The organism is Ruegeria sp. BG3 (genome assembly GCF_056538485.1).
On record NZ_JBQFTE010000003.1, the window covers coordinates 213,065 to 232,558 of the forward strand.

General features: G+C 55.9%; 13 protein-coding genes. 9 read left to right on the top strand and 4 right to left on the bottom strand.

All coding sequences use genetic code 11. The features are described 5' to 3' along the window. Positions 1 to 253 precede the first annotated feature (253 nt). The 3 genes from ACR0AI_RS06955 (at position 254) to ACR0AI_RS06965 (ending at position 4,768) form a co-directional block, all read left to right on the top strand. Positions 254 to 2,119: a PAS-domain containing protein gene (locus tag ACR0AI_RS06955; protein ID WP_480672882.1), complete on the top strand. Its 1,866-nt coding sequence runs from the start codon at positions 254 to 256 to the stop codon at positions 2,117 to 2,119. Beyond that, positions 2,119 to 2,820, top strand: coding sequence for a response regulator transcription factor (locus ACR0AI_RS06960; RefSeq protein WP_480672693.1), 702 nt, complete (start codon positions 2,119 to 2,121; stop codon positions 2,818 to 2,820). Before ACR0AI_RS06955 ends, ACR0AI_RS06960 begins: the two co-directional genes overlap by 1 nt. Before the next feature lie 133 nt (positions 2,821 to 2,953). Continuing rightward, positions 2,954 to 4,768, top strand: coding sequence for an ABC transporter ATP-binding protein (locus tag ACR0AI_RS06965; protein WP_480672695.1), 1,815 nt, complete (start codon positions 2,954 to 2,956; stop codon positions 4,766 to 4,768). A gap of 60 nt (positions 4,769 to 4,828) precedes the next feature. On the opposite strand, the gene ACR0AI_RS06970 is transcribed toward ACR0AI_RS06965, so the two are convergent. From ACR0AI_RS06970 to ACR0AI_RS06985, 4 genes are all read right to left on the bottom strand, one after another. Then, on the bottom strand, positions 4,829 to 6,139 hold the full coding sequence (locus ACR0AI_RS06970; protein ID WP_480672697.1) for an HlyD family type I secretion periplasmic adaptor subunit: 1,311 nt from the start codon (positions 6,137 to 6,139) through the stop codon (positions 4,829 to 4,831). After that, the gene (locus ACR0AI_RS06975; RefSeq protein ID WP_480701281.1) at positions 6,123 to 8,270 is read right to left on the bottom strand and encodes a type I secretion system permease/ATPase; all 2,148 of its coding nucleotides are present in this window, start codon (positions 8,268 to 8,270) and stop codon (positions 6,123 to 6,125) included. The genes ACR0AI_RS06970 and ACR0AI_RS06975 overlap by 17 nt, the downstream gene beginning before the upstream one ends. A 104-nt stretch (positions 8,271 to 8,374) precedes the next feature. After that, positions 8,375 to 9,211 (bottom strand): SapC family protein, encoded by an 837-nt coding sequence (locus tag ACR0AI_RS06980; protein WP_480672701.1) that lies wholly within the window; start codon positions 9,209 to 9,211, stop codon positions 8,375 to 8,377. Positions 9,212 to 9,249: 38 nt separating this feature from the next. Beyond that, complete coding sequence (locus ACR0AI_RS06985) at positions 9,250 to 13,059, bottom strand: beta strand repeat-containing protein (protein WP_480672703.1); 3,810 nt, start codon at positions 13,057 to 13,059, stop codon at positions 9,250 to 9,252. A gap of 228 nt (positions 13,060 to 13,287) precedes the next feature. Here ACR0AI_RS06985 and ACR0AI_RS06990 point away from each other — a divergent pair, with 228 nt between their 5' ends. From ACR0AI_RS06990 to ACR0AI_RS07015, 6 genes are all read left to right on the top strand, one after another. Next, the gene (locus tag ACR0AI_RS06990; RefSeq protein WP_480672705.1) at positions 13,288 to 15,336 is read left to right on the top strand and encodes a dockerin type I domain-containing protein; all 2,049 of its coding nucleotides are present in this window, start codon (positions 13,288 to 13,290) and stop codon (positions 15,334 to 15,336) included. Positions 15,337 to 15,577: 241 nt separating this feature from the next. Then, positions 15,578 to 16,168, top strand: coding sequence for a TetR/AcrR family transcriptional regulator (locus ACR0AI_RS06995; protein ID WP_480701283.1), 591 nt, complete (start codon positions 15,578 to 15,580; stop codon positions 16,166 to 16,168). Further along, on the top strand, positions 16,165 to 16,428 hold the full coding sequence (locus tag ACR0AI_RS07000; RefSeq protein WP_480672709.1) for a hypothetical protein: 264 nt from the start codon (positions 16,165 to 16,167) through the stop codon (positions 16,426 to 16,428). The genes ACR0AI_RS06995 and ACR0AI_RS07000 overlap by 4 nt, the downstream gene beginning before the upstream one ends. Before the next feature lie 9 nt (positions 16,429 to 16,437). Continuing rightward, entirely contained in the window at positions 16,438 to 17,589 is a 1,152-nt protein-coding gene (locus tag ACR0AI_RS07005; protein ID WP_480672711.1) for an aromatic ring-hydroxylating oxygenase subunit alpha, read from the top strand. A gap of 18 nt (positions 17,590 to 17,607) precedes the next feature. Then, positions 17,608 to 18,081 carry a hypothetical protein gene (locus tag ACR0AI_RS07010; RefSeq protein ID WP_480672713.1) on the top strand — a complete coding sequence of 158 codons (474 nt, stop codon included), beginning with the start codon at positions 17,608 to 17,610 and terminating at the stop codon, positions 18,079 to 18,081. Between the two features lie 12 nt (positions 18,082 to 18,093). Beyond that, positions 18,094 to 19,152: a 2Fe-2S iron-sulfur cluster-binding protein gene (locus tag ACR0AI_RS07015; protein ID WP_480672715.1), complete on the top strand. Its 1,059-nt coding sequence runs from the start codon at positions 18,094 to 18,096 to the stop codon at positions 19,150 to 19,152. Positions 19,153 to 19,494: the final 342 nt, after the last annotated feature.

Here is a 19,494-nt window from a genome sequence, read left to right on the forward strand (position 1 = left end):
ACCTGTATGTGATGCAAAAAAAGCCTGAATCTGCAATGGTTGTATGCCTTTGTCGGCGGATTTACAAATCCAGCATTGCGCCGCTGCGACACGTGCAGCTTGCACGCCACGGTTGTTCGACGCGGACCTGCTTGCCGATTGTGGGACAAAATAACCGGCCGGGCGTTCGCCTCTACACCAAGTCTAAATCTGATGCTACGGATAGGCCGCAGGGAGGGCGATCTTGACCGTTAGCGAAAAGCGCATCAAAGCGATGACGACTGCCGGGCTGAATTTGATCGGTCAGGCACTGTCGATCTACGACAACAAACTGCGTCTGGTTCTCAGCAATCGACGTTTTCAAGAGATGTTCGGCCTTCCCGACGACCTCGTGCAACCCGGCGCGTTGTTTCGTGACACGATTCACTTCCTCGTCACCCGCGGAGAATACGGGCCCGAGGGCGATGTAGATGAAATGGTGCAGCAGCGCGTCGAGCAAGCCATGGCGTTTGAGCCGCACTATATGGAGCGTGTCCGCCCGAACGGGCAGGTTGTGGCTGTTGAGGGATCGCCTCTGCCGCAGGGTGGTTGGGTCGCCGTGTACACCGATATCACAGGCACGAAACGCGCTGAAAACCTGCTGCGCGCCCGATCCGAGGAGCTTTCGGACCAGTTGCTCAGCCACACTGAGGAGCTTTCGGCCACCAACCGTAAGCTTGCCGCCACCATCGCCGCGTTAGAGGAGGCCAAGCGCGAACTGACCGAGATCGAAGCCCGCACGCGCATGACGACCGAGATGATGCCCGCCCATATCGCGCATCTCGATGTCGATGGGCGCTACGATTACTCCAACCGGCGGCTCAGCTCGGTGTTGCCGGGTCGCCCATCTGATATTCTGGGGCTGCATATCTCCGACGCGCTTGGCCTACACGCCTTTTCACGAGTCGAGCCGCATCTGTCAAAAGCCTATGGCGGCGAAACCTCCGTTTTCGAGTTCACGGAAGAACAGGATTCCCGCCGCATTCGTGTGTCCTTTACCCCGGATGGGGAAGGTGGCGTTTACATCATGTCCGTGGACATCACCGAGGAAACCCAAACCCGCGTTGCGTTGCAACAAACGCGCCGCCGCGAGATGGCCGCGCAGATGACCAGCGGGCTGGCGCATGATTTTTCGAACTTGCTGACCATCATCCTGGGGATGCAGGGACGACTGGACAAGATGAACCTGCCCGATGAAGCGCATGAGTTGATTGCGGCGACACGCCAAACAGCGCAGCGCGGCGGCCAGCTTTTGAACCGGCTCGCGGATATGACCGGGAACCGGACACCGCAGCCCAAAGCGACGGATATGCAGCAATTGCTTGAGGATCTGCGCATTCTCGCCTCACCTTCTCTGCCGCGCGGGGTGGGGCTGTCGGTGGTCAACACGCTGCCGGATCAGGCCCTGATGCTGGACCCGGGGATGGTGCAGGATGCACTACTGAATCTGGTTCTGAACGCCCGCGATGCTTGCGGCAACAACGGTCAGATCACCATCAGCGCCCATGCGATTGGCGCGATTTGGGTTGAGATCACGGTCTCTGATACCGGGCCGGGGTTCTCGTCCGAGGCGCTGGACAAAGCCCTCAATCCGTTTTTCACCACCAAGGGCAGCGATGGGTCCGGACTTGGTTTGCCGATGGTCTATGACACGGTGAAACTGGCCGGAGGGGACCTGAGCCTGAAGAACACGCCTTCGGGTGCGTCGGTGGTATTGCGGCTTCCCTACCGTCCTGCGCCCCCCATGCGCGGCGGGCTGGTTCTTCTGGTCGAAGACAATCAGGACTTGCGCCTCCAGTTTCGTGACATGCTGATCGACTTTGGGTTTTCGGTCATCGAGGCAACCTCGGTCGACGAGGCATTGACGCTGGTGAGCGAACTGGACGACATCGTTCTGGTCCTGTCCGATATCCGATTGGAGGGGGAGGCAACCGGGCTGGACCTGATGGAGTGTCTCAAACCCCGGCTGCCATTTATTTTGATGACGTCGCTGCCATCGACTGATCCTGTGCTGAAACGCGCAATCGGTCGGGTACCCGTCTTGCACAAACCGTTCACTCCCAAACAACTTTCGGCTTTGATCCGAACCGAGGCTGCGTGATGACCCAACCGTTGGTGACCATTCTCGACGATGAGCCCGAGATCCGCCGTATTCTGACGGAGACCCTTCAAGACGCAGGTTTTCGAACCCAGAGCTTTTCACGAGCCCGCGAATTCGAGGCCGCGTTAAACCGAGTGACGCCCGATGTCTGCCTGGTCGATCTGTCCCTGCCAGATACGGATGGTCTGGCGCTGGTGCATCGGCTGGCGCTAGAACAGGGCGCCGCCGTCATCATCATTTCAGGACGTGCACAGGTGCAAGACCGGGTCACCGGGCTAGAGCTTGGCGCCGACGACTATATCACCAAACCTTTCGACCCCGCCGAGGTCGTTGCGCGCGTGCGGGCGCGTTTGCGGGCGCCGAAGGGGCAGGTGGCGCATTCGGAGACGGCCAGTTTCAACGGTTGGGTCGCGCATTTTGACCGATATGTTCTCGAGGATCAAAACGGCGCAGAAACCGCGTTCAGCCATGCAGAAGGTGAAGTGCTGCGTCTGTTTCTTGAAAGCCCAAAACGTCTGATTAGTCGCGCCCAAATGCAGGAGACACTGGGCGGCGCGGCTGGCGAGAGCTTTGATCGTGCGATGGATGTGCGTATTTCCCGCCTCAGAACCAAGTTGGGTGAAGATCCCAAAAACCCGCGATTGATCAAAACGATCTATGGCGCGGGCTATATTTTCCTGGGCGATGTGGTCTGGCATTGAAGGTCCCGATACGCGCATTTGACCCTGCTTCAAGGATATCTGCACGGGTGGGCTAGAAACTCGGGCTTGTCCTGATTAACTAAAGCGACCTCGACGACCGAGGGGCAGAGGTATAAGACACCGCTGTTTAACTGTGCGGTTGCCCGATAAGGGCGGCTACACCGACGATCTGGAGTGTGAAATGATCGGCAAGGCCTGGGCAAAATGGCGATCGGGCTATATCGGTCGGCTTGTCGTGGAAAGCCTGCGCAAGCAAGGGTGGATGTACGGCATCGCGATGGGTGCGATGGTAGTCGTTGCCGCCACGACCGCCGGTACGGCTTGGATGATGGAAAACATCGTCGATGCCATGACCACCCCAGAAATGAGATCGCAAGCACATTGGATCGCACTTGTCGTCGTCGGGCTGTTCGGCGCCAAAGCGTTCGCTTCCTATATTCAGTCGATTTTTCTGGCGCGCGCGGGGAACCGAATTATCGCGGTCCAACAAGAGCGCTTATACAATCGGTTATTGCAGCGCGGTATCGGGTATTTTGCCGAGATTGAATCTTCCAACCTGTTGATGAGGGTCACCGCAGGGGCGGGGGCCGCCAGGAACCTGGTAAATATCATCGTGACCAGTTTCGTGCGCGACGCGCTAACGCTTGTCGGTCTGATTATTGTCATGATCTATCAGCAACCGCTGCTGTCCGTGCTGTTTTTCGTCGTTGGTCCGGTTGCGTTGATCAGTGTGCGCTATCTGTTGAAGAATGTACGGCGAATAATGCAGGCAGAGTTGAAATACCTTTCAGAGATCATTCAGGTCCTGCAGGAAACTTCGAACGGGATCAAAGTTATCAAGGTGTTCAGCCTTGAAAACCGCATGACTGACAGGATGAACACTGCGATAAAGCGCGTCGAGAAACGCTCAAACGACATCGCTTCTTTGCAGGCCATTGCCAGTCCGTTGATGGAGTTTCTAGCTGGTTTGGCCATTGCCGGTATTTTGGTTGTCAGCACTTTGGGGATCGGTGGGTCTGAGCCTCCGACGGCGGGTCAGCTGATGTCGTTTATCACGGCACTGTTGATGGCTTATGAACCTGCCAAACGCTTGTCAAAAATGCGGGTTTCGATCGAGACCTGCATGGTACCAATTGGTATGATGTTTGAGCTTCTGGATGAGCAGGACTCGATGCAGGAGCATTCAGAACCCAAAGAGATGGTCAAAGGTCCGGGCGAAATCCGCTTGCGAGATGTGACTTTTGGGTATCAGGGTGCATTGCCCGTGATCAAAGATATGGATGTAAAATTCGAGGCTGGAAAAACCACGGCTCTCGTGGGCCAATCCGGCGGAGGAAAATCCACGATTTTTGGCCTGATCATGCGGTTTTATGACCCAAATGAAGGCTACGTTGAGATTGATGGTCAGGATCTGACCGAGGTCAGCTTTGCATCGCTGCGCCGGAAAATATCCTATGTCGGGCAGGACACGTTCCTGTTCTCGACCACCGTCATGGACAATTTGCGCTATGTCGCGCCTGATGCGACCGATGAAGAAATTGTTGCTGCGGCACGCGCAGCACATGCTCATGATTTCATCAGTCAACTGCCTGAGGGCTATGACACTCAAGTTGGTGAAAACGGAGCTTTCTTGTCTGGAGGTCAGAAACAGCGGATCGCAATTGCCCGGGCAATTTTGCGCAAAGCGGAAATCCTTCTGCTGGATGAAGCCACAAGTGCGCTCGACGCAGAATCCGAAACTCTTGTCAAAGAGGCGTTGGACAAGCTGACGGAAGGGGTAACGACAATCGTAATCGCCCACCGGCTATCGACCGTTCTGGAAGCGGACAACATCATGGTCGTTCAGGATGGTCAAATCGTCGAGCATGGGACCTTGAATGTGTTGCTGGAAGAAAACGGTGCATTCAAACGTCTGTTTGACCAACAATTCAAAAAACCGAACTCCTGATCACAACTGGTTTTCTTGCCACTTCAAGGGGTCGAGTTTGATGCACCGACTAAGCCTACATTACTCCCGCAGCGCTTGGTCCTTAATTTTCACGACTGGTTGGATCAAATAGTCCAGAACGGTTTTGCGCCCAGCCAGAATATCGACCTCGGCAATCATGCCGGGTATGATTTCAACCGCGATCCCCGAGGCGTCGAGCATCGTGCCATTCGTGCGGATCTCGATGACAAAGACCTCTTCGTCGTTGCCTTCGGACCGGGTGATTGTATCTGCGCCAATTCGAACAATTTCCCCGTCCAACCCGCCATAGCGGGCAAAATCATAGGCGGTGATTTTAACTTTGACGGGCTGTCCAGCATGTAAAAACGCGATATCTTGCGGCCGAACATAGGCCTCGACCAGCAAACTGTCATCCAAAGGGACGATCTCGACCAGTTCCTCTCCGGTACGGGCAAGACCACCAAGAGTGGTGCGGTGGATGCGGTTGACAATGCCGCGCGCCGGGGATTGAACCTTTGCTCGAGACGCCCGATCCTGCAGAGCTGGCAGCATTGGTTCCAGGGTGGAAAGTTCAGCGGTCGCGAGGGCGAGGTCGGTCAGAGCATTGCTCCGAAATCTACTGCGCGCCGCTCGGATTCGGTCATCAATCTCTTCCAGACCAGTTTTTAGTCGGCTGGTCGCAGCTGCGGCTCTGACCCGGCGACCTTTCCATTCTGCCTCACTGCGCCTAAGCGCTAAAAGCGTGGTCGCGGGCTCCATTTTGCTGGCGACCAGAGGTGCCATCATCGCCCGTTCTTCAGCCAGAACGCTCAGCGTTTCTTCTGCCGTAACCTGATCCACCAATCCTTCTTCGTATTCCCGGTGGCGTTGTTGTTGCTGTCGCAGCAAGATATCAATTTCCGCCTGCAATTCGGCTTGCCGACCCTGGTACAAAGCCGTTTCAGATTGAACTACATCCGGTGCGCCTGTGACGAGCGTAGCGTCAAACTGAAGGTCCCGGCCCTTGATCTCGGAGTTTAGCCGCTGGATCCGAGCCATCAGTCCAAATGCGCGTTGTTGTTCCTGATTCAACTGGCTGTCGATTTGCGTTGTGTCAAATTCCATCAACAAGGTGCCAGCTTGAACCACTTGGCCTTCCCGCACGTGTAATGCCTTCAAAACGCCTGGCTCGGTTGCTTCGATGATCTGGATGTCTCCAGATGGCACGATCCGGCCATCTACTCGGGTTACGTCGTCCAACTCGGTCAGATAGGCCCAAAGCCCGGCTGTGAGGAGGCATGTGAGAATTGCCATTAGCAGTAGAGAATTCCGCAAAGGCGAGGCTCCGCGCGTCGCGCGTGCCAATGAGGCAAGATCATGATGCTGCGACATTCAGGTGCCTCCTGTTTTGGCTTGCATGTTGTGACAGAAGGCTTTTTGACCCGTCTTTCGCGATTTGGCCGTCGTCAATGACAATAACGCGGTCCACAAGCTCCAAGAGGCTAGGACGGTGCGTGACGATCACCATCGTCGTGTCCGCGGTCGCCTGTTTGAGGCGGGTCAGAATGCGCGCTTCGGTTTGAACATCCATGGCGCTTGTCGGCTCATCCAGCAGCAGAACCGATGGTTTGCCAATCAGCGCCCGCGCCAAAGCAATCGCTTGTCTTTGCCCACCAGAAAGCCCTTCGCCCCTTTCCGCAAGCTGTTGATTATAGCCTGCTGGATGACGCGCTACAAAATCCTCAACTCCGGCAATTTGCCCGGCTTCAATCACTTCCGCGTCGCTTGGTCTGATGGTGCCACTGGCGATGTTTTCGCGGATAGAACCGGAAAACAGCCAAACATCCTGTAGAACAGAGCTGACACCTCGTCTTAGATCGCCTGGGTCAATTTGCCGAATATCTAACCCATCCAGCTTGACCGAGCCAACACGCGGCGCATAAAGCCCCAGCAAGAGACGCGCGATTGTGCTTTTGCCCGAGCCAATTTGGCCAAGAATTGCGACTTTCTCACCCGGGTTGATGGTGAAGGAAACACCTTTCAACGTATCTTCGGATTGATCCGGATATGCGAAATGGACGTTGCTAAACGAGATCGCGCCCTTGAAGCGTGAACGTCCGATCCAGGTTCTGCCTTCCGGTCGCTCACTGTCTGCCCGCATAATCTGGTTGAGGTTTCGAAAAGCGCTGCGCGCCTGATTGTATCGCGTTAAGGTTTGCGCCAATTGCCCCAAGGGTGCCAAGGCGCGACCCGTCAACATGACAGCGGCGATCAGGGCACCCATGCTGGCTTGTCCTTCTGTGACCAGGAACACGCCATAGAAAACGATCAGGACCTGCGCGGTCTGTTGCGTGAGGCCGGTCAGATTCAGTGCGAATTGTGTAATCGCTCGACTGCGAACTCCGTGGTTCGATTGTCTTTCTATCGCGCTTTCCCAACGAGCACGCATCTGACGATCCGCAGAGGTTGTTTTTATTGTCTCGAGGCCAGATACGGCCTCAACAAGAACCGATTGCTTGGATTGACCATCCTTGAATTGCCGTTCGGCCAACCACGATAGCATGGGTTGGGCGAGCAATCCGGTCAACAGCACGATGGGTACCGCCATCGCAGGAACTATGGCCAATGGTCCACCCACCAGATAGATCACGAAGACAAACAGAGCGATGAAGGGTAGGTCGACGATCGCAACCAATGTTGCGGAGGTAAAAAACTCGCGTAGAGTCTCGAACTCGCGAACTGTATTTGCCATTGCGCCGGTCGATTCGGTGCGAGATTTCATCTGAATATCGAGTAATCTGCCAAAAATGCGCCGTCCCATCAGCTGATCAGCCTTTTGACCGGCCTGATCAATGAATCCTGCTCTTAGAATCTTGAGTAGGAAATCGAAGCCAAGGGCGAGGCCCACGCCTATGGTCAGTGCAATCAGAGATTCCGTTGCTTCATTTGGAAGAACACGGTCATAGACGACCATGATGAAGATAGAAGTTGAAAGCCCTAGAAGATTGGCGAGCGCTGCTGCGAGAATGACCTGGAAATAGGTCCATCGACTGGCCGCCAAAGCAGACCAGAACCAATGTCCAGACCTTTGGGTCTCACTGTTATTAGTGATATCTTGATGGTCTCGACGAAATAGAATTGCGTAGCCGGTATACGCTTTTTCCAACTGTCTCTGTGGAATTGCTCCGGTTCCCGGCCCGATGCAAGGGTCGTACACCAATAGCATGCGGTCGTCGCTGCGCCCATGAAAGACAACGGATCGTCCCCCCTCCAGCAACAGTATGGCTGGTGACAAATCGTCATCCAATTTGCTTAGCAAGCGCGCGCCAAACCCTGCCTGAAGACCGCTTTGGCGGGCAAGCGCCATTGCATCACTTATCGAGAGGCCGTTTTCCAAATCTGACTGCGCGGCAAAGAGAGACGCCTTCGTTATTGGGCGTTCAAGTGTCTCACCCACATGCAGCATACATGTTTCGAGTTCTGTCAAACGTGATCTGTCCGGTTGGGTTTCGTGCTGCGTCATGAATCAGTTTCTCTCCGGCAAGTTAGGGCAGCGATGAAATGCTGTGTGTCTGCTGCTTGGATCTATTTTCGGATTTGGTCGCTCCGCATGGCGACAAGGGGCCACTAGACATAAGCTTGAATCTCCAAATTCGGGCCCCAAGAGGTTTCATTCGTTCGCGCATTGGCCAACGCAGATAAGAAGCCTTCGGCATTGGCCTTCCGCTCAACATCCTCTGAACCCGCATTATGTGCCATTCGTGATTGTGCTTGGGTCAACCAAGCCACATGAGACAGTGAGACTTGATGCGCGTGGACTAGCCGCAGAGCGCCGCAAGCCGTTAGTTTGGCCAGCTGCTTATTCGTCAAACTGGTCAAGCGATCGGGCGAGATAGCCCAATAGCCCTTTGGCAAAATGCTGCCTTCGTGTTGAGTGAGTGGGTCCAACACGTTCATATCAGCTAGCACATCGCAAATGGTCTTTGTGGTTTGTGCGGACGAAATTCGACTTTGGAAGAACGTTATTACGGCTTCAAGGTTGGAAGAAAGCGCTCCTGTGTCGTGAAAAAAGGCCTCATCTCTGGGGTCATCACTGATCAAGCCAAGGGTCTCGTCGACAAGCAACTGGAATTGAGCGTCCTTGACCTGCCTATATCCTGGTATTGGTTTGGCATCGAAAGGCGGGCACCTCATCGCTGAGGGCAAGTAGGGTGCTAGCCATATGCCTGTATCAGACACAAACTGGTTTTCGGTCTCTTCTGTCATCGAAAACAATGCGACCGGCTCTACCCCGCCCTCCGTTTTGCGAAACACAAGCGGGAAAGCAGCCGCGATTGGGAAGATTTCAGCCTCGACAACTGAACACTCAGTCACATGCCTCGTATGATCGAAAGAGGTGAAGCGTTTCCAGAACCTATTCCCATATCTTTGGAATGTGAGCGGTTTGAGGTGGGTGCTTGTCATGGCGGCCTTCCAAATTCCCGGCTGGTCCTCGAAAAGGATCAGGCTGAGGCACCTGTGGGATCGGTGTGGAGGATATTGTCTGCGCTCAGGCTGCTCAGATCATTCAGACCATCGAACACTGCGAGCGTATCGACAGTGACGTCGTTTGATGCAGAGAAGTTAGCCTTAACAAGCTTGGCGTCGATTCCATCGGTCGTCAGGGCATATATCTCGTCTCCGGCTTGCGCGCCGACTAGGCTCTCCAATGCAGTTTCAATGGTGCTGGCCGCGAGGTCGCCGAGGATTGTCGTCAGACCGATGAAGCCTGTATCTGTTCCCAGATTGTCACCTTGGCTCACGAATTCCACGTCCACTCCCGTGCCTCGCAACGTGGCGACGTCGAGGCCCTGGAACATCAGGGCATCTGCGACGTCCGTTGCAGTTCCGATGTTGAACCCCGTGATGATATCCGTGCCATTGGCCGCCGGGTCTGCTTCGAACACAACGATGTCTCGGCCAGCCTTCGTCAGGTCAATCATATCGTCACCAACACCACCCCTTATAATCGTATCCACATTGCTTGCGTTTATGGCATCGCCAGTGGTCGTCCCTGATTGGTAGACAGAGTCGCCTCCGTTTGGCGTGACGATCTTCAGCTCAAAGGGTTGATTGATATCCTGAATGTCGACGGAAAACTGCACCAGAGGCGCCGAAATGTCTGAAAAACTCAGCGTTGCTCCGGCGAAGTTGACGAAACTGGGGTTGGCTGCGTTCACGGCAAGAGGCAATTGCCCGTTGAATATGATAGAGCCGCTGTCAAAGGTGACGTGAGCGGGGTCGAACTCCAATCGCATGTCGACAAATAACCCGCTCGACAGATCGCGGTCGGCTTCCGAATAAACCGCGAACTGGACGGTTGAGCTGCTTCTGCCGACTTCCGAGATGACATAGGCTGCGGGCGTATGAGCTGTGGCGTCAGCATTGACCGGAAGGGGATCAGGCCCTCCGGACACTGTTGCTTCTGCCGAGAAACTCAGATTCGTCCCGGCCGTCGTGCCGGCAAAAGCGGAGGCTGGGATAGGCGCAGACCATGTGCCATTTGCGGCGACAGTCGCGGTGCCAACGGATGTACTGCCCAACAGGATATCTACTGTCTGCCCAGAGACCAGACCGACCGAAGAGCCGCTGACTGTAATCCCGGAACTTTGCGCATCGGCAAGAGAGATCGCCCCATTGGTTCCAATCGAATCGAGGCTCAAGGATGGTCGGAAATCGGTTGAGAAGGATCCTGTTGCCGCGTTGGAGGTATTGCCTGCAGCGTCTTCAACCGATGCCGAGATCTGGAAGCTAGCGCTGTCTGCCAAGGCTGTGAGATCGCTGGTTGGAATATCCGCACTCCAACTTCCGTTCATTGCGGTGGCTGTATAGGTTTCGCCGTCCAAGTTGATGGTTACAGTGTCTCCGTTGTCGGCCGTTGTTGTGCCTGAAACCGTCAGGTCCTGCCCACGTTCCACGACATCCAGTACTGATCCGATGGACAGTGGATCGAGGGTAATGCTGGGTGCCGCAAAATCAGTTATGAAGCCCATTGTGGTCTGGGACGTATTTCCAGCTGCATCAGCCACGGTCGCGGTGATGGTATAGCTTTCCTGATCCTGAAGCCCCAAAAGATCGGACGCATTTGTCACCAATGTCCAATTGCCACCAGTGACGGTTGTCGTCTCGCTGATGTCAACCGTGCCGTCGGCGCGGGCGATCGTGATAGACACGACAGCCCCAACGCCTGCATCGCTTGTGCCCGAAATGGTCAGATCTGTTGCCCGCTCGGTGGCGTTCATGATCGAGCCGTCCGAAACACCCGTGATCGCTATGGTTGGAGCAGTGAAATCTGTATCGAAGCTGCCTGTCGCCCGAACAGCCGGGTTTTCGGCGATGTCCGAGACATCTGCCGTCACGGCAATTGTTGCTCCGTCTGCCAAGAGTGCCAGATCAGCGGCTGGTACGGTAACGGTCCACGACCCGCCCGAAGCCTCGGCGGTGTAGGTGAGCCCATTCATCCCAACGGTTACGGTTTGATCGTCTTCAGCTGAGGTGGAACCCGAAATGGTCAGGTCGGTTCCGCGCTCCGCCGCATTCATGACAGCACCGTCCGAGAAGCTGTCGATGGTCACCGTCGGAGCGCTGACATCCTTGGTCAATTGCGCCGTTGCTTGGGGCGCAGCCAGCCCGTCCGCGTCAGACACATTGGCTGTTATCGTAAAATCGCCGCCATCGGACAGAGATGCTAGATCGGCGGTCGGTACGGTAACGCTCCAAGAGCCACCAGAGACGAGGTCCGTATAGGTCTGGCCGTTCAGCGTGACGGAAACCTTCTGGTTGTCGCCAACATTTCCGGTTGTGCCTGAAATGGCAAGGTTTGAACCGGCCTCGGCAGCGTTCAGGATATCACCTACGGACAAGGGCGAAATGGCAATGGATGGGCCTGAGAGGTCGACGGGCACCGTGGCCGTCACGGTGGTCGCCGGGTTGCCAGCCGCATCCGCGAGCGTAACACTGATTTCTGCCGGAGTGCCCGTCGTCAACCCGGCAAGATCCGCGTTGGGAATAGTGACAGACCAATTGCCGCCCAGTGTCGTGCCGGTAAAGGACTGCCCATCCAATACAAGCGTTACAGTTTGGTTGTCCTCAGCCGAGGTCGCCCCGGTCACGGTCAGATCGCCGGTTACATCAATAAGGTCAATGGACCCTCCGCCGACCGGATCGAGCGTGAGGGTTGGAGCCGTGAAGTCCGTATCGAAGCTGTTGCTGGCTTGAACGGCCGTGTTGCCAGCGCGATCCGAAACGTCCGCTGTCACGCTGATGGTTGCCCCATCCGACAAGGCTGCCAGATCGGCGGCTGGAACGGTTGCCGACCATTGGCCGTTGGACACCGTTCCGGTGTAAGTCTGACCATTCAGAGTGACGCTCACCGACTGCCCGTTTTCTGCGTCTGTCGCACCACCTACGACAAGATCTGTTCCCTGCTGGGCGGCGTTCATGACGGCGCCATCCGAGAAACTGTCAATGCTTAGTGTTGGTGGGATGGTGTCTACGACCACGGTTGCCGTCGATACGGAGATCTCGTCCCCAAAGGTATCAAGCATACGAACGGTCACTGTGGACTGGCCTTGGGCCAGGGCGCTCGCCTCGGGCGCTGTGAGGGTGACGGTCCAGTTCCCTTCGGAATCCGGTGTCACGGTCTTGGTCACGGAGCCGATCGTAACCTCGACCGAGGTCGCATCGTCCGGCGCAGTTGCGTTGGTCAGAGTGTTGTTGAGGGAGGTGGCCTGCAACTCTGCCAAATTCAGCGTCGGGAAGTTTGGCGTAGGGGCTGGATCGTCCCCGCCGCCTCCGCCGCCGCCACCTGCCGCCGCAGCACCGGCGAGACCGATACCCGCCGCCGCGGCACCCATGCCGCCCAGACCACCTGCTGCTGAGGCGGCTCCGGCCTCGGCGACGGCGCTGAATTCGACGATCTGCGAAACCATCGCCTCGGCGATCATGATCGAGCCGCTTTCAAGGACCTGAACATGTTCAGCCGCAACTACCATCGTGCGCCCATCGAGCATTTTCAGAAGGACATCCCCGTTGTCCATCAGCTTGGCGGATTTCACACCCGGGATCGTATCCGCGAATTGGAAAGCATAGAGTTCCTCAACCGTCGCCTGCGCAAAAGCCGGAAGGGCCAGCAAGGTCGACACCAAACCGCCCGCAATGCCGCGCCCGGATAGTTTGCGCAGATTGCGTTCGATCCACGAGCGCTTGTGGCGATCGCGGTCTGCCCCTGAAAGATCGGCTGGCGTATCAGTATGGCGCTCAGGTGTCTTCATCGTCTTGCCCCTCAGATTTGGTGTCCGCGATCCTGGGAAGGCCGTCCCCGACATGACGCTTTCTTCATCTGTCTTGCCTTCCGGTTGCCACCGCGGGCGAACCTGGAAAAATTGAGTTAAACTGAAGCCGAACTCCTCGTTTTCACCACATTCCCGCTTTTGTTTCGGTCTGGGCATCAGATCATCCTCAGGTCACTGCCAGGGGTGGCATTGGGGGTGATCAAGGTGATGCTTCAATTCGAAACTGTGGTTGCAACGGGAAGCCCGGCGCTCGATTCAGGTATCGGCGATACGGCTTTAAAAACGTTTAACGGGGATACATATCTCTATTCCGTCACCGGTCCGTTCGGTGGCGTTGCCGCTTGGCGCCTCACGGAAGGGGCTGGGCCGCAGCTTGTAGATACGGTCTATCATAGCGGTCCGATCCTGTATCAGGTGGGGCGGACGGGTGTGCCAATCACCTTGGGCGCTGAAGACCAACTGGCCCTTGATATCAACAATGCAACGGGTTTGGTGGGGTACACGCTCAACGCGGATGGCACCTTTGGCGATCTGCAGGAAACCGGAGCGCTCGTCGGTGGCGGAGACATCTCGGCGATGGCGCAACTGGACGTCGGAGGGCAAAGCTATCTGACCCTTGCGCATGAAGATACCGATCAGATCGGCAGCTATGAGATCAACCCAGACGGCACGCTTTCGGTCGTGTCGCTGCTCTCTGGCCAAGCCGATTCGATGCATGCTGCGACGGTCGGGTCTGAGCAATTCGTGATCACCGCGAACGCTGCAAATAGTGAAATTGCCGTGTTTGATGTTTCCGCAAGCGATGGCAGCCTCAGCGCTCTGGACAACAGTGCCGCTGTTTCAACGATGGGAATCTCTACGCCCACGGCGATTGAAGTGGTCGAGGCCTATGGGCAATCCTGGGTCATCGTGGCGGGGTCGGGCAGCAATTCCCTCAGCGTGATGGGATTGCGCAGCGATGGTCGGTTGATCCCCAAGGATCATGTTCTTGATACGTTGAATACCCGGTTTGAATCCGTGCAGGACCTGTCGGTGATCGAGGTGAATGGTCGTGCGTTCATCGTGGCAGGCGGGTCCGACGATGGGGTCAGCCTGTTCACGCTGACCCCGAATGGAAAGCTGGTCTATCTGGATAGCTTTGCCGACACGCTGGATAGCGGGTTGGGGAATGTCCAGACCCTCAGCCTCGCCCATATCGGTGATGAGCTTCAGGTGCTTGCAACCTCGCAGCAGGATCCCGGACTGACGCAGCTGAGCGTTTCTTTGGCAAATCTCGGTGCCGTCCTGGACGGTAGCGGGCCGGTTATGGGCACGGCGCAGGACGATATGCTCAGCGCGGGGGTGCTGGATGCCCAACTGTCTGGCGGGGAGGGAGATGACATCCTCATTGCAGGGAGTGGTGAGACGACGCTGACAGGCGGGGCAGGAGCCGATATCTTCGTCATGCAATATGGTAGTGACCCCACGACGATCACGGATTTCGAAGCTGGTACCGATCGGCTGGACATGTTCGACTATCTACTGCTGCGCACCCCCGATCAATTGACCTTTACTGCCACATCCCAAGGGGCCGACATCCAGTATCTGAATGAGGTCGTCCACGTGATTTCCTCAACCGGCACGCCGTTGACGAAAGAAGAAGTTTTTGGCTCCGGGTTTGGCGAGCCAGATCACATCCCCGTGGATTTCGGCACCTTCGGCGGGTTGGAGCCTGCAAGCTCGGACGGTATTCAGGGCCGCGTGAGCGTCGATTCTGAGGCCGCCAATCCGGGCCTTGCAGATGCTGAGGTCAAGTTCACTCCGACCGGAGGCGGCCCCGTCACCGCAACCACGGATGAGACCGGACGCTTCGATCTGAACGTTCCGAACGGGACGTTGGTCGGAGAGCTGGAGGTCGTCAAAACCTATTCAACGGCGAGCGGACGGGTCAACGCCTTGGATGCGTTGCAGGTTCTGCGCATCTCGGTTGGTTTGGATCCGACATGGGGCCCGGCGGCCCCAGAAAACCTGATTGCCGCTGATATCACCCAGGATGGAGCCGTCAACGCACTGGACGCGCTCTCCATCTTGCAGGCGGCGGTCGGACAAAGCTCTCCATATCCGGCCAAGTGGGTTTTTCTAGACGCGGATGCCGACCTCTCGGGGATAACGCGAAATGCGGTGAATTATGACACTCAGATGGATGTCACTGTCCAAGACGGTTCGTTTGCGGTGGATATGACCTCTATTCTTTTGGGAAACATCGAGTCGTTGTGACGGTGTTTTGTGGGCATTTTGCCCGGACCGAACACTCTTCCCCGAACCGGTTTGCGGTCCTGTTGAAAAAGTTGAGGGGCGGACTGTCGCGCTTGCGAACGCAGAGGATGGTGGCTGGCCCCTCAATCTAGCCACTCCGAAACACAGTTTCTTTTCACACGCTGGTCTCAAAGTAGATTGTCATAGTTGACAAACAATCTTCAATCATTATTTGTCATAAATGACAATCTACGGGGCCGCAATGCCAAGACCATCTCTGAAAGACCAACGATCTCAGGAAATCCTGGATGCGTACCTCACATGTGTGGCGCGGTTCGGCCTTGACGGCGCGACCCAGGAACGGATCGCAGAGGAAGCTGGCGTCAAGCGCCCACTGCTGCGCCACTATCTTGGCAACAAGGACGAAATGATTGCCGCACTTGCCGAGTACACCCTTGAAGGCTTTGCTATGTCACTGGACGGCCTGCGACACGCCCTGCCAGATAGAGCAACGCCAACCGATCTTGTGAACGCTCTTTTTGCCGAAAACAGCGGAACTGATCCGCGGTTGATGTTGGCGTATCAGGCGCTGGTGACAGTTGTTCCGGATCGCCCCGAATTGCGGCAGGATCTTATGGACAGCCTAAGTGCTTTCTTTGACGTGGTTGAGGATGTCCTGAAGCGCGCCGCCCCTAACGCGCCGGATGCAAGCATTCGTGCCGTGACTCAGGGTATTTCCGCAATCTTTGTCAGCATGGATGCCCTGTCGCCACTCGAGCCGCCCAAAGTCTGGCGCGCGGAGTTGAAACTGGCGGCGTCTTTGCTGGCCTCTACGCTGGAGGTCGAGCGATGAGCTACGCCAGAACCGCGAACTATATCGCTCTGCCTGTCCTGTTGGCTGCCGCGGTCTTGGGTTACTACTGGGTCTGGGGGCTGCTTTTCTTGTGGTGGACCATTCCGACCATCCTGAATGGCCAGGCTTTTCTGGTGTTCGAGATCAACCGAGACGACGATCCAGTTCTTTTCTGGGCCATAGTCTGCCTTTGGGCTTTGTCGGGACTGATGATGCTCGCCGCCAGCCTTTTTCCGCAATACGCCCATCTGATGACCTGAGGGATAAAGATGACCAAAATGTATCATCACCTGCCTGTCAAAGCCTATACCTCGCAGGATTGGTTCGACCGTGAACAACAACAAATCTTCTCACGCACCTGGCGTTTTGCGGGACTGGTTGAGGATATCGAAGGCCCCGGGCAATATCTGTCGGTGCAGGCAAGTTTGAACAACCTGTTTGTCGTCATGGGGCGCGATCACCGGCTGCGGGCCTTTCACAATATTTGCCGCCACCGCGGGACACAGCTGATCCGCGCAGTCGGCAAAACGCAAAAGGCGCTGACGTGTCCTTACCACGATTGGACCTATGATCTGGAAGGAAATCTAATCTCCGTCCCCGATGAGGCGTCGGAATTTCCCGGTGGTGTCGATAAATCCTGCCTTGGCCTCAAACCGGCCAGCGTAGACGTCTGGCGCGGTATGTTGTTCGTTCATCCCGATCCGAACGCGCCCACGCTTGCGGAATGGTTCGGCGAGGTCGATCCATTCCTTGGTCCGCACAAACCTGAGGAGCTGGTAGAGTACAGCGAAGGCCGAAACACCTATGAGATCAAGGCCAATTGGAAGATCGTTGTCGAGAATTACATCGACGTCTATCACCTGAGCCACCTGCATTCGAATACATTGCATATGTATGATCATGCCAAGGCAGAATACGGGTGGAAGGGGCCGCACTATCATTTTTGGGAGCCGCCTTCAGCGGAGTATGCCAAGGATCACGAGACGAATTTGCCGATGCCGCGCGCGATCCCAAAACCGCATGTTGGCGCCTGGGTTCCGATGCTCTTTCCCGGCATTGGTATCGGGGCCAGTGAGGAAAGCTGGAACCTGTTTATCATAACGCCACTGGCGCCGGACCTGACCCGCATCGAAAACCGCACGAAGCTGGCCAATGCATCTGATTGGGCGTTTCAGAAACAGCAGTGGAAAAGCTGGGGCTTTTGGAAGGACTTTGGCGGTGCGAAGTACCAAGGGGCCGATGTCGCAGGCGAAGACGATCCGATGGCATCCGGAGACTTCACGACCGAGGATATCTATGCCTGCGAACAACAGCAGAAGTCACTGAAAAGCCCTTACTTGGAAATCGGCCCGGCCGGTATTGGTGAAAGTCCGATTACCCAGCACCAGAAAGCCGTTTTGGAGTTCATGAAGGCTGATTGAACAATGCGGAGATGGATTATGACACCCGTTCAAGCCACCCTAATTGGCGTGGCTATCGCGTCGGCTTTGGTGCTGACAGCGCAAGCAGAAACGCCTGAGGAGATCTCTGCCCGTGTCCTAGCGGCTCAAGACGAAGATAGCCTTCTGGCTACGTGGGAAATCTGGCATCCCGAAGCTACTCATCGGATCGTTCTCAAATACGGTGCCGGGCAGGAAGATGATGTCTTCACTTACCGTGTGGGGGACGTTACCGCCGCTACCGATGCTGAACTCCCCAAGGATCTGGCGGACTACAAGGAAACTGAGCGATCCAAGCCTAAAATGACCACCCGCACTGAAGATGAGGTCCACCACGTAACCGCGGTTACGGATGTTGAATATGATTGGCAGGGATATGAAGGAAAAATGCGTCAAACAGATGAGTTTGCCTTTGAACCTTACCTTGGCGGGATGGTGATCCGCTCATTGACCACCACATATGACTACCGATGATTGGGTGTTTTAATGCGACGCGACTTCTATCCATTGACCGTATCTGACATCCGCACAGAGATCGGCGGTGTAGCCACAAGTGTCACTTTAGATGTCCCTGCCAGACTGGCTGATCTGTTTAAATGGACGGCAGGACAACATCTGACGGTCAGATTTCTGATCGAAGGACAGGAGCATAGGCGCAGCTACACGATCTCCAACCCTCCTGGATCCGCACTGCGCATGACTGTGAAACGTGTGAAAGACGGGATCGTGTCGAACCATATCGGTGATGCTCTGTCGGTAGGGGATACCATCGAAGTCATGCGCCCCTTTGGACAGTTCACCTTAACGCCGGGAGCCTTGAAACGCCGCACGCACTATTTCTTTGGCGCGGGCAGTGGCATCACGCCTCTATACGCGATGATCAATGCCGTTTTGACGGACGAGCCGCATTCCGTCGCCCATTTGATCTTTGGCAATACCAACGCGAACAACATCCTTTTTCGGGACGAGTTGGAGCATTTTCAAGCGCGATACCCGAAACGTTTTTCTGTGCGACATGTTCTGTCACACCCGTCATTGCTCAGTTGGTTCAGCCCTTGGCGCACGGGTCGGTTGGATGCAAACGCTGTTCAGGCCGCTATTGCCGAGACCCCACCGGTGGCGCAGGACACGCAATACTGGATTTGCGGTCCGGGCAGCATGAACTCGGACCTGCGGGCGGCGCTTAAGAATTTGGACGTGCCAGACGATCGTATTCACACGGAAAGCTTTGGCGGCGATGTCAAACCCGATCTCAGCGCGTCGGGGGTCGCGGCGACAGCACGCATAAATCTGTATGGTGCATGGCATGACGTACCGGTGGCTGCGGGTCAAACCATACTGGAAGCTGCCCAATTGAAAGGCTTAGATCCACCATACAGTTGCCAGTCCGGTGTCTGTGGTGCCTGTGTTGCCCGCCTTACCGAAGGGGCCGTCCATATGCGGAACCGCGTTGCACTCGAAGACGGAGATATCTCGAAAGGGCTCATCCTCTGCTGTCAAAGCGTTGCGACGCAAAAAAGCATCGCCTTGAAGTTTGAGGCGTAGATTTGGGATCACGAAAAACGCAGGCAGAAGCCAAGCAAACAAATCGAAACTCCACACCGCAAGTTGAAGGATTGGAAGTGGTGGCTGCGAGAAGATCAAATCTCCTTGCAGACCCGCGTTTTAACCTAAAACACTGGTACTCGCAGCCAAGTCAGAGGATTTTGCCGTCACCTGCCTTGTTACTCGAAGTGCGTAAGGACGGATTACAGACCAATTTGTAGTCGAACCCGAAGGATCTTTTGGAGACCAGAAGCATCCTGCGCTCTTTGCCTTGCGCGGCAACGGGCTTGGACGTGTTGTTTTGAAGGGTCTAGCCCGGATCGAGAATGTCGACTGATCGGG

Bases quoted from the DNA above. Each gene is read 5' to 3' on its own strand.
- ACR0AI_RS06955 (WP_480672882.1), top strand. From the start codon at position 254: ATGACGACTGCCGGGCTGAATTTGATCGGTCAGGCACTGTCGATCTAC.
- ACR0AI_RS06960 (WP_480672693.1), top strand. From the start codon at position 2,119: ATGACCCAACCGTTGGTGACCATTCTCGACGATGAGCCCGAGATCCGC.
- ACR0AI_RS06970 (WP_480672697.1), bottom strand. From the start codon at position 6,139: ATGTCGCAGCATCATGATCTTGCCTCATTGGCACGCGCGACGCGCGGA.
- ACR0AI_RS06975 (WP_480701281.1), bottom strand. From the start codon at position 8,270: ATGACGCAGCACGAAACCCAACCGGACAGATCACGTTTGACAGAACTC.
- ACR0AI_RS06980 (WP_480672701.1), bottom strand. From the start codon at position 9,211: ATGACAAGCACCCACCTCAAACCGCTCACATTCCAAAGATATGGGAAT.
- ACR0AI_RS06985 (WP_480672703.1), bottom strand. From the start codon at position 13,059: ATGAAGACACCTGAGCGCCATACTGATACGCCAGCCGATCTTTCAGGG.
- ACR0AI_RS06990 (WP_480672705.1), top strand. From the start codon at position 13,288: ATGCTTCAATTCGAAACTGTGGTTGCAACGGGAAGCCCGGCGCTCGAT.
- ACR0AI_RS06995 (WP_480701283.1), top strand. From the start codon at position 15,578: ATGCCAAGACCATCTCTGAAAGACCAACGATCTCAGGAAATCCTGGAT.
- ACR0AI_RS07000 (WP_480672709.1), top strand. From the start codon at position 16,165: ATGAGCTACGCCAGAACCGCGAACTATATCGCTCTGCCTGTCCTGTTG.
- ACR0AI_RS07005 (WP_480672711.1), top strand. From the start codon at position 16,438: ATGACCAAAATGTATCATCACCTGCCTGTCAAAGCCTATACCTCGCAG.
- ACR0AI_RS07010 (WP_480672713.1), top strand. From the start codon at position 17,608: ATGACACCCGTTCAAGCCACCCTAATTGGCGTGGCTATCGCGTCGGCT.
- ACR0AI_RS07015 (WP_480672715.1), top strand. From the start codon at position 18,094: ATGCGACGCGACTTCTATCCATTGACCGTATCTGACATCCGCACAGAG.